The sequence below is a fragment of the Aeromonas sp. MR7 genome (assembly GCF_963899385.1).
In the GTDB taxonomy this organism is placed as follows: domain Bacteria; phylum Pseudomonadota; class Gammaproteobacteria; order Enterobacterales; family Aeromonadaceae; genus Aeromonas; species Aeromonas bestiarum.
Genome location: NZ_CAWQXH010000050.1, coordinates 91,914 through 105,771, shown reverse-complemented (window position 1 = coordinate 105,771; position 13,858 = coordinate 91,914). Strand labels below are relative to the sequence as shown.

General features: G+C 60.4%; 16 protein-coding genes. 7 read left to right on the top strand and 9 right to left on the bottom strand.

Going from position 1 to position 13,858, the window contains the following annotated elements:
- The first annotated feature begins 19 nt into the window (after nt 1-19).
- From AACW87_RS19385 to AACW87_RS19365, 5 genes are all read left to right on the top strand, one after another.
- Nucleotides 20-1,711 (top strand): ribulokinase, encoded by a 1,692-nt coding sequence (locus AACW87_RS19385; protein WP_241325887.1) that lies wholly within the window; start codon nt 20-22, stop codon nt 1,709-1,711.
- Entirely contained in the window at nt 1,708-2,406 is a 699-nt protein-coding gene (locus AACW87_RS19380) for an L-ribulose-5-phosphate 4-epimerase (protein WP_241325886.1), read from the top strand. Before AACW87_RS19385 ends, AACW87_RS19380 begins: the two co-directional genes overlap by 4 nt.
- 13 nt (nt 2,407-2,419) lie before the next feature.
- A complete protein-coding gene (gene araA, locus AACW87_RS19375) occupies nt 2,420-3,919 on the top strand; it encodes an L-arabinose isomerase (protein ID WP_241325885.1) in 1,500 nt (499 codons plus the stop codon).
- Nucleotides 3,920-4,153: 234 nt separating this feature from the next.
- The gene (locus tag AACW87_RS19370; protein WP_241325884.1) at nt 4,154-4,720 is read left to right on the top strand and encodes a transporter substrate-binding domain-containing protein; all 567 of its coding nucleotides are present in this window, start codon (nt 4,154-4,156) and stop codon (nt 4,718-4,720) included.
- A gap of 264 nt (nt 4,721-4,984) precedes the next feature.
- Nucleotides 4,985-5,701, top strand: a complete 717-nt coding sequence (locus tag AACW87_RS19365) for a metallophosphoesterase (RefSeq protein WP_241325883.1) — start codon at nt 4,985-4,987, stop codon at nt 5,699-5,701.
- 495 nt (nt 5,702-6,196) lie between these two features.
- Here AACW87_RS19365 and AACW87_RS19360 read toward each other — a convergent pair whose 3' ends face one another.
- Nucleotides 6,197-6,403, bottom strand: a complete 207-nt coding sequence (locus AACW87_RS19360) for a hypothetical protein (protein ID WP_241325882.1) — start codon at nt 6,401-6,403, stop codon at nt 6,197-6,199.
- A gap of 267 nt (nt 6,404-6,670) precedes the next feature.
- Here AACW87_RS19360 and AACW87_RS19355 point away from each other — a divergent pair, with 267 nt between their 5' ends.
- Nucleotides 6,671-7,045, top strand: coding sequence for a helix-turn-helix domain-containing protein (locus AACW87_RS19355; RefSeq protein ID WP_241325881.1), 375 nt, complete (start codon nt 6,671-6,673; stop codon nt 7,043-7,045).
- Nucleotides 7,046-7,059: 14 nt separating this feature from the next.
- Here AACW87_RS19355 and AACW87_RS19350 read toward each other — a convergent pair whose 3' ends face one another.
- The 8 genes from AACW87_RS19350 to AACW87_RS19315 are packed head-to-tail and all read right to left on the bottom strand — an operon-like array spanning nt 7,060 to nt 13,314.
- Nucleotides 7,060-7,686: a tail fiber assembly protein gene (locus tag AACW87_RS19350; RefSeq protein ID WP_241325880.1), complete on the bottom strand. Its 627-nt coding sequence runs from the start codon at nt 7,684-7,686 to the stop codon at nt 7,060-7,062.
- On the bottom strand, nt 7,683-8,336 hold the full coding sequence (locus tag AACW87_RS19345) for a phage tail protein (protein WP_241325879.1): 654 nt from the start codon (nt 8,334-8,336) through the stop codon (nt 7,683-7,685). The genes AACW87_RS19350 and AACW87_RS19345 overlap by 4 nt, the downstream gene beginning before the upstream one ends.
- A 5-nt stretch (nt 8,337-8,341) precedes the next feature.
- The gene (locus AACW87_RS19340) at nt 8,342-8,929 is read right to left on the bottom strand and encodes a YmfQ family protein (protein WP_241325878.1); all 588 of its coding nucleotides are present in this window, start codon (nt 8,927-8,929) and stop codon (nt 8,342-8,344) included.
- The gene (locus AACW87_RS19335) at nt 8,920-9,975 is read right to left on the bottom strand and encodes a baseplate J/gp47 family protein (RefSeq protein WP_241325877.1); all 1,056 of its coding nucleotides are present in this window, start codon (nt 9,973-9,975) and stop codon (nt 8,920-8,922) included. The genes AACW87_RS19340 and AACW87_RS19335 overlap by 10 nt, the downstream gene beginning before the upstream one ends.
- A complete protein-coding gene (locus tag AACW87_RS19330) occupies nt 9,968-10,378 on the bottom strand; it encodes a phage GP46 family protein (protein ID WP_241325876.1) in 411 nt (136 codons plus the stop codon). The genes AACW87_RS19335 and AACW87_RS19330 overlap by 8 nt, the downstream gene beginning before the upstream one ends.
- A gap of 4 nt (nt 10,379-10,382) precedes the next feature.
- Nucleotides 10,383-10,898, bottom strand: coding sequence for a phage baseplate assembly protein V (locus AACW87_RS19325; RefSeq protein WP_241325875.1), 516 nt, complete (start codon nt 10,896-10,898; stop codon nt 10,383-10,385).
- Nucleotides 10,898-11,965, bottom strand: coding sequence for a phage baseplate assembly protein (locus AACW87_RS19320; protein WP_241325874.1), 1,068 nt, complete (start codon nt 11,963-11,965; stop codon nt 10,898-10,900). Before AACW87_RS19320 ends, AACW87_RS19325 begins: the two co-directional genes overlap by 1 nt.
- Entirely contained in the window at nt 11,962-13,314 is a 1,353-nt protein-coding gene (locus AACW87_RS19315; protein ID WP_241325873.1) for a DNA circularization protein, read from the bottom strand. The genes AACW87_RS19320 and AACW87_RS19315 overlap by 4 nt, the downstream gene beginning before the upstream one ends.
- 207 nt (nt 13,315-13,521) lie before the next feature.
- On the opposite strand from AACW87_RS19315, the gene AACW87_RS19310 reads away from it, so the two are divergent.
- On the top strand, nt 13,522-13,818 hold the full coding sequence (locus tag AACW87_RS19310; RefSeq protein WP_060388642.1) for a TM2 domain-containing protein: 297 nt from the start codon (nt 13,522-13,524) through the stop codon (nt 13,816-13,818).
- Nucleotides 13,819-13,858 lie beyond the last annotated feature (40 nt).

Here is a 13,858-nt window from a genome sequence, read left to right as displayed (position 1 = left end):
TTGATGGTCAGGAGCACTTATGTCTGAGCACCCCAGGTCCGAGCAGATCACCATCGGACTCGATTTCGGCAGCGATTCGGTCAGGGCACTCGCCGTGCGCTGCCACGACGGCGCCGAGCTGGCAACCCAGGTCGTCTATTACCCGCGCTGGCAGGCCGGTCGTTACTGCCAGCCGGTCACCAACCAGTTCCGCCACCACCCCCTCGACTATCTGGAATCCATGGAGCAGGCGGTGGTGGCGGTGGTGAGCCAGCTCACCCCGGCCCAGCGCGCCGCCGTGAGTGGCATAGGGGTGGACAGCACAGGCTCGACGCCAGCCCCCATCGACAAGGAGGGGCGTGTGCTGGCCCTGCGCCCGGAATTTGCCGACAACCCCAACGCCATGTTCGTGCTGTGGAAGGATCACACCGCCATCGAGGAGGCCGAGGCCATCACGGCGCTGTGCCACGGCGGCCAGTTCCCGGACTACAGCCGCTACATAGGCGGGGTCTACTCCTCCGAGTGGTTCTGGGCCAAGATACTGCACGTCTCCCGCAGTGACGCGGCGGTGCGCGCCACCGCCTGCAACTGGGTCGAGCTGTGTGACTGGGTCCCCGCCATCCTGAGCGGCACCCAGGCCCCGGCCGACATCCGACGCGGACGCTGCGCCGCCGGCCACAAGTCCCTCTGGCACCCGAGCTGGGGCGGCCTGCCCCCCGCCGATTTTCTCAACGCGCTGGATCCGCTGTTGACCCAGGAGCTCGACTACCCGCTCTTTACCGACAGCTGGACCGCCGATCTGCCGGTCGGCACCCTGACCCCCGAGTGGGCGGAGCGACTGCACCTCTCCTGCGAAGTGGTGATCGCCGGTGGCGCCTTTGACTGCCACATGGGCGCGGTCGGGGCCGGGGCCGGCAACAATGCGCTGGTCAAGGTGATCGGCACCTCCACCTGCGACATCCTGATCGCCGACGAAGCCACCATAGGTGATCGCGCCATTGCCGGGATCTGCGGCCAGGTAGACGGCAGCGTGGTGCCGGGCATGGTGGGGCTGGAGGCAGGGCAATCGGCATTCGGCGACATCTATGCCTGGTATCAGCGCCAGCTCGGCTGGCCGCTGGAGAGCCTCGCCGCCCAGTACCCCGAGCTGCGCACCGCCATCGAGGCCCACAAGCGGGAGCTGCTGCCCAGCCTCGCCGCCGCCTGGGAGCAGCAGCGCGATCTGGCCCACCTGCCGGTGGTGCTCGACTGGTTCAACGGTCGCCGCACCCCGTACGCCAACCAGCGCCTGCAGGGCACCGTCACCGGGCTCAACCTCGGCACCGATGCACCCGATCTGTTCGGTGCCCTGGTGGCCTCCACCGCCTTCGGGGCCCGCAGCATCATGGAGTGCATGACCCACCAGCAGGTGCCGGTGGAGCAGGTGATCGCCCTTGGCGGCATAGCCCGCAAGTCGGCCACCGTGATGCAGACCTGCGCCGATGTGATGAACAGGCCCATCCAGGTGGTGGCCTCGGATCAGTGCTGCGCCCTGGGGGCGGCCATCTTTGCCGCCGTGGCGGCCGGGATCCACGGCGATGTCGCCGAAGCTCAGCGCCACATGGCGAGCGCCGTGGAGCGCACCCACCAGCCTGACCCTGAGCGGGTCGCCGAATACGAGCGCCTCTACCAGCGCTACCTCGCCTGGGGCGCCGCCGCCGAGCCGCTCTACAACCGGGGGGTACCGGCATGAACCTCAAGATGCTCAAGGAGCAGGTGCTCGTCGCCAACTTGGATCTGCCGCGCCACGCGCTGGTGACCTTCACCTGGGGCAACGTCAGCGGCATCGACCGAGAGCGCAATCTGGTGGTGATAAAGCCAAGCGGCGTCAGTTATGAGCGGATGCTGCTCGAAGACATGGTGGTGCTGGATCTGGCCGGCAAACAGGTAGAAGGCGCCTTGCGCCCCTCCTCCGATACCGCCACCCACCTGGTGCTCTATCGCGCCTATCCGGAGCTTGGCGGCGTGGTGCACACCCACTCCACCCACGCCACCGCCTGGGCCCAGGCGGGGCGCGCCATCCCCATTTTCGGTACTACCCAGGCCGACTACTTTCACGGCGAGATCCCCTGCTCGCGCCTGCTCACCCCGGGCGAAGTGGAGGAGGATTACGAGGGGCTGACCGGGCATCTCATCGTCGAGACCCTCAAACAGACCCCCATTCTCACCATGCCGGGGGTGCTGGTGGCCAACCACGGCCCCTTCAGCTGGGGCAAGAGCGCCGAGGACGCGGTACACAACGCCGTGGTGCTGGAAGAGGTGGCGCGCATGGCCTGGCTCACCGGCCAGATCAACCCCGCAGCCCGCCCCCTGCCCGACTACCTGCTGGAGAAGCACTACCAGCGCAAACATGGCAAACACGCCTATTACGGCCAGACAAAAGCATAAAGAGGACACCAAGATGGAATTGATGAAACAGCTGGAAGTGTGGTTCCTGGTCGGCAGCCAGCACCTGTATGGCGCCGCCACCCTGAAGCAGGTGGCCGATCACGCCCACACCATCACCAGCCAGCTCAACGAGCGCGCCGGCCTGCCGGTCAAGATAGTGCTCAAGCCCACCGGCACCACCCTCGACGAGATAAGCGCGGTGGCCCGCGATGCCAACCACGATGAGCGCTGCATCGGGCTCATGGTGTGGATGCACACCTTCTCCCCCGCCAAGATGTGGATCCCAGCCCTCAGCCAGTTGCAAAAACCCCTGCTGCAGTTCCACACCCAGTTCAACCGGGATCTGCCGTGGAGCGAGATCGACATGGACTTCATGAACCTGAACCAGACCGCCCATGGCGGCCGTGAGTTCGGCTTCATGGGAGCCCGCCTGCGCCTGCCGCGCACCGTGGTGGTCGGTCACTGGCAGGATGAAGAGGCCCACCGCAAACTGGGCAACTGGATGCGGGTCGCTGCCGCCATTCACGACAGCCGCCACCTGAAGATCGCCCGCTTTGGCGACAACATGCGCAACGTGGCGGTCACCGAGGGCGACAAGATTGAGGCCCAGATCCAGTTCGGCTATCAGGTGAACTACCACCCGGTCGGCGACCTGGTGAAGGTGATCGACGCCGTGTCCGCAAGCGACATCGAGGCGCTGCAGGCCGAATACGAAGAAACCTACACCCTGACCGAAGCGGTGCAGGCAGGTGGGGAGCTTCGCGCTTCTCTGTATGAGGCGGCGCGCCAGGAGCTGGGGATGAAGAAGTTCCTCACCGACGGCGGCTTTGGCGCCTTTACCACCACCTTTGAAGACCTTCACGGCCTGCACCAGCTACCGGGGCTCGCCTGTCAGCGCCTGATGCAGCAAGGCTTCGGTTTTGGCGCGGAGGGGGACTGGAAGACGGCGGCCCTGCTGCGCACCCTCAAGGTGATGGGAGCCGGTCTTGCGGGCGGCACCTCCTTCATGGAGGACTACACCTACCACCTGGAGGCGGGCAACAACCTGGTGCTGGGCGCCCACATGCTGGAGGTTTGCCCCTCCATCGCCGCCGAAAAACCCGTGCTGGATGCCCAGCACTTAGGCATAGGCAAGAAGGCCGATCCGGCGCGCCTGCTGTTCGCCGCCCCCGCCGGCAAGGCGGTCAACGCCAGCCTCATCGATCTGGGCAACCGCTTCCGGCTGGTGGTCAATCAGCTGGAGGTGGTGGACTTGCCAGAGGCCATGCCGAAACTGCCGGTGGCCAGCGCCCTGTGGCAACCCATGCCGGACCTGCAGACCAGCGCCGAGGCCTGGATCCTGGCTGGCGCCGCCCACCACTCTGTGTTTACCCAATCGGTGGATATAGCGCAGCTGCGTACCTTCGCCGACCTCATGGGCATAGAGTTAGTGGTGATCGACGAGCACACCCGCATTCCCGAGTTCAAGCAGACCCTGCAGTGGAACGAGGTCTACTACAAGATCTGCCGCTAACGCCTTAATCGGCCAGCGGCCAGCGGCCAGCGGCCACCAGCATGACAACAGCCCCGCCAGCGGGGCTGTTTCTTTGATTGCGCGGACAGATGTCACCCCGCCAGACGAGGCGCTGACGGCGATCAGGGCGCTGACCCCCTCCCCCATGCGAGCCAGTCCCTCTTCGATGAAGGGCAGCAGCCGCTCGGCGGCCGGGGTCAGGCTCAGGCAGCGGGGGCCGCGCACGAACAGCAGATGACCGAGGCGGGCCTGCAGGTGCGCAAGTACGACGCCATCATGTCCTCCATGAACATCACAGACGAGCGGCGCCAGAAGGTGGACTTCAGCCAGGTCTATTACATGATGCAGAACCGCTTCGTGGGCCGCAGCGACAAGGCCGCCACCTTCGCCGACGACCAGGCGCACTTCAAGGGCAAGGTGATAGCGGTGCAGGAGGGCACGCCCCAGGACAACTTCATCACCGCCCGTTACGGGGAGGTGGCCAAGATCAAGCGCTACGTCAACGCCCAGTCCCCCATGCTGGACCTGCAGTCCGGCCGCGCCGACTACACCTTCGGCAACATGGTGCAGCTGAAGGTGGGCTTCCTCGACAAGGAGATGGGCAGGCAGTTCGCCTTCGTCGGCCCCCAGTTCAACGGCACCCAGGACAAGATTTTGGGTGAAGGGGTGGCGGTGGCGGTGGCGCTGCACAAGAACGACGCCAAGCTCAAGGGCCAATTCGATGCCGCCATCGAGAGCGTCAAAGCCGATGGCACCTTCGATCAGCTGCTCAGGAAGTATCAGCTCGAAGACCTGTTCTAAGGCAAGTTGGCCATCGCAGGAAGCGATCCCTGAGCCCACAATGCCAGTCAGCTCCGACTGGCATTCTTTTACCCGGGATCTGCCGGCAACGCGGCAAACCGCCCTCCTTTATGCAGGCCGCCTGTCACCTCGACGCGAAAGAGCCCCCATCTGCCTCTACAATGGCGAGGCAGAGCATACCATGCTGCACTTGTCCACGGGATCCTGAGCACCCATCGGCCATCCGGCGGCGCGAGCCGGTCACACCAGACAAGGAGGCAAGCCATGAACCCGTCACCGCTGATCAGACGCTTCGCCCGCAATCCGCTGGGGCGGGATCTCGCCGTCGGCGATATCCACGGCTATTTTTCGCGGCTGGAACAGGCGCTGGACCAGGCGGGATTCGACCCCGCTCGGGATCGCCTCTTCTCCGTGGGGGATCTGACGGATCGCGGCCCCGACTGCACCCAGGTGCTCGAGTGGCTGGCCAGGCCCTGGTTCCACCCTGTCTGCGGCAATCACGACGACTACGTCTGCCGTTACGAGAGCTGCGATCGGGAGAACTGGATCCAGAACGGCGGCGGCTGGTTTCAGCTGCTGACTTCAGGCGAGCAGGAGAAGCTCGCTGCCCACTACCGCACCCTGCCCATCGCCATCGAGGTGGCCACCCCGGCCGGCCCGGTCGGGCTGCTCCACGCCGATTGCCCCTTCTCCTCCTGGCAGGGCCTGCTGGACAAACTGGATGCGGGGGTGAGCGGCGGGAGGCTTAGGGCCATCAAGAACGTCTGCCTCTGGTCAAGGCGCCGCATCGAACGCCTGGACGAGAGCGGGGTCGAGGATCTCGTCGCCCTGGTGGTGGGGCACACCCCGGTGGGCCGCCCGGCCCGCCTTGGCAATGTATATTACATAGACACAGGCGGCTGGTATCCCGACGAAGGCGGCTTCTTCACCCTGCTGGACCTGCATACCCTGATGCCGGTGGCTCTGGGGGCATCCCGATGAGCCACCTGAGTGTGCAATGCTTCACCATGCAATCCGCGATCATGCTCGACCCCTTGATCCGGCGCCCTTGAGCGTTCAATAAACCGGCAGCCGGGCTGCCTGCCCTTCGTTCTGTCTGCGCTATGGTTTACCATGCAGGCAATTGTGGTGCATGGCACCGCCCACTCAGGTGCGTGGCACCACCGCATCGGACACCCATCTCGGAACTTATGAGCAAAACAGCACAATCCGGCACAGCGCCCACCTTCTATTTCCACGTTTATGAAACCCACCAATATCACGCTGATTTTTAAGCGGTATTCTGACCAGCCATCTTATCTGTACTGAATTTTGTACTAACGTTGATTTGATGGCTTTCGGTGGGGGCTCTCCGGCCAGGTTCTGCCTGCTGAGGGGGATTGTGTTCTTAGATGGCTCAGTTCATTTACACCATGAACCATTGGTTTTATTGAAAAGCCACACAGAGCCAGCAAGAGCCAAATAAAGCTAGAACAATCACATGGTTATGATTAGCCCCTCTTGGCTGATTGCAGCTTTTTGAAGCTCTTTATTTAGCCCCATTTTGGCCCCAAACAAAGAATCTCCGCATCTTTTGGCCCCAGGATGGCCCCAAACTGGCGGATGATTTCTTGGCGAAATAATGATGATTGTTGCTGGCGGAAGAGCCAGTTCTTGGTGGTAACCAACAACAGCTTCAAGCATCTCTTTCTCATCCGTGGCCTCAGCCGGGAACGGGCCGCAGCACGTAGATCCGATCCTAAAATACACATCAAACTCCATCTCGAATGTTCCCTCTTTACTCTGTTGCAGATGAATCAATCAGTATCTGGTAAGACCTGCTGAAATCTACAGCTGCACTAGCGGCAAAGATATGGTCAGGCTGCTACGTTATTTCATACATGAAAAACCTGTCAGATCTGACAGGGTCACAAACGAGCACGGGCAACGTAGTAATTCGGGAGTTGCCCAATGAAGAACAGACGAAAGGCTTATTTGACTTCAGCAGAGCTGGAGTATGTAGCGGCAGCCAAGCGCTACCTGGCCGCTATTCTTGCCGAGAAGGATATTAACGAGTCGCAATTGGAGGCGATGACTGGGATCCCTGTCTCGACTCTGAGCCGTTGGTTATCACAGGATCGTGGGGAATTCATGACGCTGGCTGATGCCGCGTTGATCTGCCGCGCTATTGGGATCGATGTGCAGGCCATGCTGCCACCGGCAACCTGGGACCGCTCAAACCCAGAGAGCTCGGAGATGGTGGTGTTCTTGATGGGGATACCGCTGCCTCACCTGAGATGGTTGGCAGATACCTATGAGAAGGGGGTGGTAGCCCTGCGCCAATGACGCAGAGCTATTGGTCAGATTACGGACGCCGGCTGCTCCGGCAACTGATGTGATACAGGCCAGCCTGCTTGCTCTGGCACCAGGGTCAGTTCATAGCGGTAGCGCTCCCAGTCTAATAGCAACTGGCTGTGCTCAGGCTTGGCGTAGCCTCCATCGACGGCAGGTTTTAGGATGGCGATTTGCTGAGAGGCAATATATAGCCTGGAGGATTGATCATCTTGCGCGGCAGTAAGAGCAGCCATGCTCTCTGCATTTTCATCACGCACCCATGCAGCACCACTCCAAATATCAAATGGTGATGATGGCTCCAAGTCGGTGTATTCATCCGGGATATGGCCTAGCTCAGATATCAGTAATTGCTCTTTAGTGTATTTGTTGTAAACAACCTGATCTCGATGATCCTGAACAGTAATCCATGCATCGCCGGTTGGCGTGCGGACAATGGCCAACCCACTGCCGGCAGATGGAGGCTGATCAAGATAGGCGTGAGCAGGCAATCCAGTACCTTTTGATACCCAAACCTCCACCTCTCCAGCATACTCTCCGCTGCTGCTTGATGCAGTATGAGCTTTAACATACCCGTCATTGGCGGCGAAGCCATGCTCATTCCAAACCACGTTTGATTTTACTGATTCCATCATGCAGCCCTCACGATGTAGTTGAATGCTATGTTGCGTGGGCGAGTTTCACTAGCCATGCGAGGTGATTGATAGCTTGTTTCTACCGCATCACCGACTGATGTTGGATATGCGGCGAAGTCGTTTGTTGCGCCTGAGCGAATTATTCCTTGGTTTGTTCCGTTCGCATTTGAATATTTTGCAGTGGTGGTGCCATGTCCATGTCCCTGGAATGCATCATTTTGAAGTGACAATAATACCCTGCCACTATCAACCCCACGACCCCCATCAAAACCGCGAATAAACTCACCCCGCATATCTGGCAATATTCCACTGGGGTATGCTATTGCCAATTTTGGATATGAAGCCTTATCAAACGACTGACCTGCCATCAGCAGGTAGCCAAGTGGCGGAGTGGCAAGTGGCCACGAGATTGGTGAACCTGTAGGGGTGGATATATGTCTAATAGCCTCAAGCAGTTGGGTGTTATTTCCCTTTGACAGAGAGATCCCGGCTGCTTCAATGACTGAGCATAGCTCCTCCTGCAATGCATCAAGAATATCAGCACTTACCTCTGTAGGTGGAACACCAGTCTGAGCGTTGCCAAGGGTAAAACCATTTTTTCCAGCCCCAAATTTATCTTTCTGGGCGGAGCTTGTATCAATGCGGTGCATATTGCTTATTCCCCTTGATAGCGGAAGATTACATGAGTATTTGGCGGAGCCAGCTTGTTGATAATGCATTGCACTTCAGCATCACCCCATATGCGAAGTGGATCGCCAGCTCTAGACCCAGGTGTGAAATAGGTTACCTTTCCAGAAGATGGAAGATTGACTATCCAGACGAAGCGCCAGACCGGTGAGTAAAGCTGGTCTCCAGCTCTGGAGCCCGGGGTAAATGTGCGGTGGTGGTGCCTGGTGATAGTTGCATCCGGATAGCCAAGACTGGCGAGCAGGCTGAGGTAATACCCTTCGTTGATGCCTCCATCTGCCAACATCTTTGCCGCCAACCGCTGCTGGCGCTCCAGAACTGTCTGCACACCGACCACGCAACTATCTGGCAATCCGCACAGCTTTTCATATCGAGGCAGGAGGTGAGTTGTCTGGCGCGGGTCGGTTTCCCCCTGCGCCAGCGCATCAGCCCTGGCTGTGGTTCTTGCCAACTCTGTAGCACCACCGGTGAGTGCTTGATGCTCACCCTCCCACGCCGGGCCATAGGGGAGCAGTTTTATCAACTGGTCTGCGTAATCTTCAGCGGTCAATCCCATGTCATGGCCCCCAGCGCAACCACCTCACCCTTGGCAGTAGTGAACTCCGCTGATGGTGAAATCACCTGATGCTTGTACTCTCCATTGGCTGCACTGATTGCCTCAGACAGCCGAGATGGCGCGATGGTTTGTTCTGGCCCCCCTTCCCGGCGGTAGAACTCGCGCAGTGCAGCGGTGACTGCGGATCTCACTGGTTGTGTATCAGGGGTGACTCTGATGTGGTGGTCTACGCGCTTGAGGTTAATCCCGAGAATGTAGAGCTCAGAACCGGCCACAGGTGCCTTTGCCTCAATGTGATTGCGAACTGAGGTCAATACCGTTGCAGATGGCACCATTGCCTCGGAGTTATCATCAACAACAAAGACACCTACCGTGCCGATCCCCATCCAGTTGCGATAACACCACGCCCTGGTTACCCCAGGCACCTCTTCCGCCCAGATGATGTAGTCCGCGTTTGCACCGCCTTGCGGGATATAGAACCAGCGATCCATTACACGCCCACGCCAATCATCAAGGCTTTCCAAGTCGGTGCCGCCCTGAACGCTATCAGCCACTCCGGAGGATGAGAGCCCGGCCACCGGTTCGGAGAGGATCAGCCCCTCGCCATCGTCCAGATTGGTGTGATAACCAGTCTCCGAGCAGGTGATCGGCAAACGCAGCACACCGCCGGATGAAGTCGCTGCCTCGGTGGCGACATACTGGATCGGGTTGCTCCCCTGATAGACGGCCACTGCACCGGCAGAGACCGTGATGCCATCGCTGACACCGGAGATACGCAGCCAGCCGGCGGCCGGTTGCGCCTCTTTGCGCGGGCACTTCTTCATGCCGGCATGGCGCAGCAGCCACTGCTCGTCACAGAGATCAGGCAGCATGTTGCGCTCGAGGTATTCGATATGTCCGTTCACACCGTGTACGGCGCCAGCATAGGCGCGGGCGTAGACCTCGGCATCCGAGCGGCGCAGCGGATCATCCAGCTCAGCCATCACATCGGCTCGCACCCGCTGGATAATCTCGCGCAAGGTTGGGCGCAGGGAGTAGCTAGACATTGACGGCCTCCAGAATGTCGGGGATGGTAATTTGCTGGTCAGACCCATCAACGGTGAGCGTCACGACCAGTTCGGCGCCGTCAATCTCTCGGCGGCGGCACTCGGCATCGATACGGGTGACCAGCTCGTCATCTTTCAGCCAGGCCAGCGCCTCCAGGGCGTAGTCGCGGGCCCGCTCGCGCACCTTTGGCTGGTTCTTCTCACGTTGCAGCAGATAGAGGCGACTTCCGATCCGGTCACCGGCCACAGTCGGGTAGCTGTCTCCCCACCACCCGTAAGGACGATCGCTATCATCTGAAGCGCCAGCGCGGCGCCAGGTGAAGAGGCTGATAAACACCGCCCTGTGCAGCGGGTGCACCAGGTCGCCGGAGTCTGTGAGGACGCCGTTGATAGAGATCAGCATGGGGTTACTCCATCCGGGTTTTCGGCTTGCCTGTCGGGGTACCGCCGGGGTGTTCGTGGTCGTTGAATTGGTCGCGCATCTTCTGCATGGTGCCGGTCTTGTCGCGGATCTCGCCGGTACACTCCAGCAGCGGGGTATCGAAGCGAGCCTTGGTCTTGGCCTCAACCTCAAGGGTCAGTGTTTTCACTTCGACGCGGCGCCCCCTGCGCAGCACAATGCGATCACCCTCATCGGTGTAGAGCGCCACCTCCCCTTTTTTGAGCCCCTTCAGCCGGTAGCGCCGATCGGCCACGACCAGCACCACGCCGTGGGACTTGTCGCCATCCGGGAAGACGGCGATATGTTCTGCCCCGTCATGGGGGCAGGAGGTGTAACCATACGGCTCGAGATGCTCGACATCGTCTTTCAGCTCACCACCCAGCATCTCGATCTGCACCAGTTGACACTTGGCCGCCGAGTTGACCAGCCTGATCACACCGCGGGATAGCAGGTTGCGGATGGCGCTTTTCAGTTCACGCATCAGAAAATGTCCTCATCCTTGTTCTTGCGGGCGGGCTTGGGATCCGGCACGTCAGGCAAATAGGCATCAGCAGGGCCGACGCGCAGGGTCGCGATAGTGCCGCTATCGGTGCGTCTGTACTCCACCTCGGCGATCACCAGCTCGTCACCGGCAAAGTCGTTGTGGGGGTCAAACACAGGAACAACCATGTTTGGCAGCCACAGCTCGCCTGACTCCTGTCGCCAGCCAGGCACCGTATAGGTCGCCTCTCGCGCCTTGGCCTCGCGGCGGCGGGCCTCGAATTCGCACATGGCGCGGCAGCTGGCAACGCTGGCCTGACCGGTCTGCTTGATCAGCAGCGGGCGATAGCGACCGACCTTTCCGCCGACCTTGTGACTGACCTTGGTCGAGCTGGATTCCCCAAAATCGTCATCGGTGCCCGCTCGCTGCCCTGCAACCCGGTATTCGGAGTGGCAATCGCTCTGATCTTGCGGGGCGCTGCAGCTGAGGATGTTTTTGCCGTAGACCAGCGGCGTGGTGGCTCGCAGGGCACCGACCGCCCCGAAGTGCAGATCGCCGTTGGCATCGTCATAGGCCAGCAGGCGCTGCTGCTGCATCATTCTGTCGATGGCCTCGGCCACCGACTCCCCCCAGTCCACCGAGAAATCGGAGATGGGTGATTGTCCGGCCGCGCCGAACACCGATACCCCAAACGGCTGGCAGAGCGCAGCGGCAATTTGCTGCGGGGTCTGCCCCCTGAACTGGCGCACTGTGGCGGCACTGTCGATCAGGTCGCCGGTGCGGGAGCGCCCCCGAATGGAGCGGGTGATGCTGCGGGCGTCATAACTGACCGGCTTCGCATCAACGTAGCCGGTGAGCACCAGATCGCGGCCTATCAGCACCTCCACCCTGTCGCCCTGCTGAATCCCGGTGGATACCGCATCAAGCAGCTCGCCCTTTTCGCTGGCCCGCCTGGTGACTTGCACCTCGAAATCGCGAGCCAGCCGGTCAATGCCTGCACTGATCCGCATGGCTGTCCAGCCATACCAGGCATTGCCATTGATCCGCAGATGATACTCGTCGCTCATGATGCCAGGGTCCGCAGGGGGTCGGGGGGCACAAAGCCCGGGTGAGAGAGGTTGTTCTTGGCGATCAGCTCATCCGCCCGCCCGGCATCGTCATACCACTCTGCAGCCAGCACCAATGCCGGCATGGTATCGCTCGGGGTGCGCGTCACCAGCTTTGAGGCATGCTGTTGCTGCTGGCGCAGCGTACTGACCAGCTCGCGGCGTAGATCCCGCAGCGCTTGATAGACACCATCGTCGGTAGTGCGCTCACTCTCCTTGTCGATCGCAGCAATGATGGTCTGGCGAGCTTCCTCCAGTTCATCATGAGTAGGGCTGGTTGAAAGGGATGGGCTGCTGTCAGCAATCTGGCTCTGGCCGGTGCTGTTACCAGTAGTGGCAGCACCATTGTTTTGCATCGGTTGCCGCGCCACCTCAACGGCGTCGAGCGCCGGAGCTCTGACCGGAGTGATGGCTGGCTCGCTCGGGGACGGCATCCGCGCCACCGCCTGAGCGCTGCTGGCGATCAGGTTTACCCTGACCAGTTCGGAGACGCTGTTGGTCAGCCGGTCAGCCTGCTGCTTGTCCTGTGCGGCGGTCGGCCACACGCCGAGCGGCCTAGCGGCCTGAGTTTGCGAGGCCGCTGCGCTGCGACTGGCGAGATTCAGCAGCGAGCGGGCGGTGCCGCTTGAGCTGGACCCGGCATCCAGCACCGAGGCCAGCTGGCGCGAGAAGATCCAAGCGGTCGAGGGAGGTGGCATCAGCACGCTCAGATCCCCCTGCATCAGCCGCAGGGCGCTCGACATCTTGCCGTCGGCACTGTTGAGCATGTCGGCCACACTGCCGAGTAGGGAGGAGGCATGTTCTATGGTCGCCATCGACATCCACTCTGGCAGCCCATCAAGGCTGAAGGCTCCGGCAAAGGCATTCTGTGCACGGTCCAGCAAGCTGGTCGAGCGGCCTGAGAGCAGTGATGAACCGAGCGGGGTGGCCGTTGGCCACTCATCCTCACCAGACTCCACAAAGGAGAAGCTGACGGTGCACATTCCGCCATCTTGCTTGCTGTGGCTGATGCGCTGCTTGCCCATCACCACCACGTTCATCCGCCCGTACCAGGGGCTCACCAGTTCGCCGGGGCCTACCTGCTCGAGCGCCTCAATCAGCCGATCCCGTTCGGCGATAAAGTCAGGCCCAATCAGGTAGGCTGAGAGGGCATATTCCCGGGTCTCGCGCCCCATGTCCTCGACACTGGGGGTATCTCGGCCTGGATACTCATGAACCACGGTGCGACGACCGATCTGCAGGTCATCACCGTCTACCTTGAACGCCACCCCGCGAAAGGATGCAGGCTGCAAACGGTCTATCCAGCTCATAGCACCTCAAAAAGAAAAAACCGCCGAAGCGGGTGTATTGCAGAGAATATGGTTTCCAGAAAATGCGATATTTCGGATGCTTAATAGGGTGATATTACCTAACGTTGATCACGGTCAACAAGAACGCTCACATGACTTATGGCTTGAGATATTTCGGGGAGCTACAATCCCAGACTCAATGTAATCTTTTTACTTTTTGGGGGTTCTATGTCTGATATGGTGTTCTGCCGTGGTTGTGGTAAGGAAATCCACAAAACGGCAGTGTCTTGCCCGAGCTGTGGTGCTGTTACAGGCTCAAGCAAAAATCGAGTCACTGCGGCTCTGCTTGCCTTCTTCCTTGGTGGTTTTGGCGCCCACAAGTTTTACCTCGGTAAAACCGGTATGGGGTTCCTCTATTTGATTTTCTGCTGGACCTTCATCCCAGCAATTGTCGCTTTCATTGAGTTCATCATTTATCTCTGCTCAACCGATGAAAGCTTTGCCCTGAAATACGCAGGCAAGTAACCAGCACATCAAGAACCTGCAATCATGACCCGCTTATGCG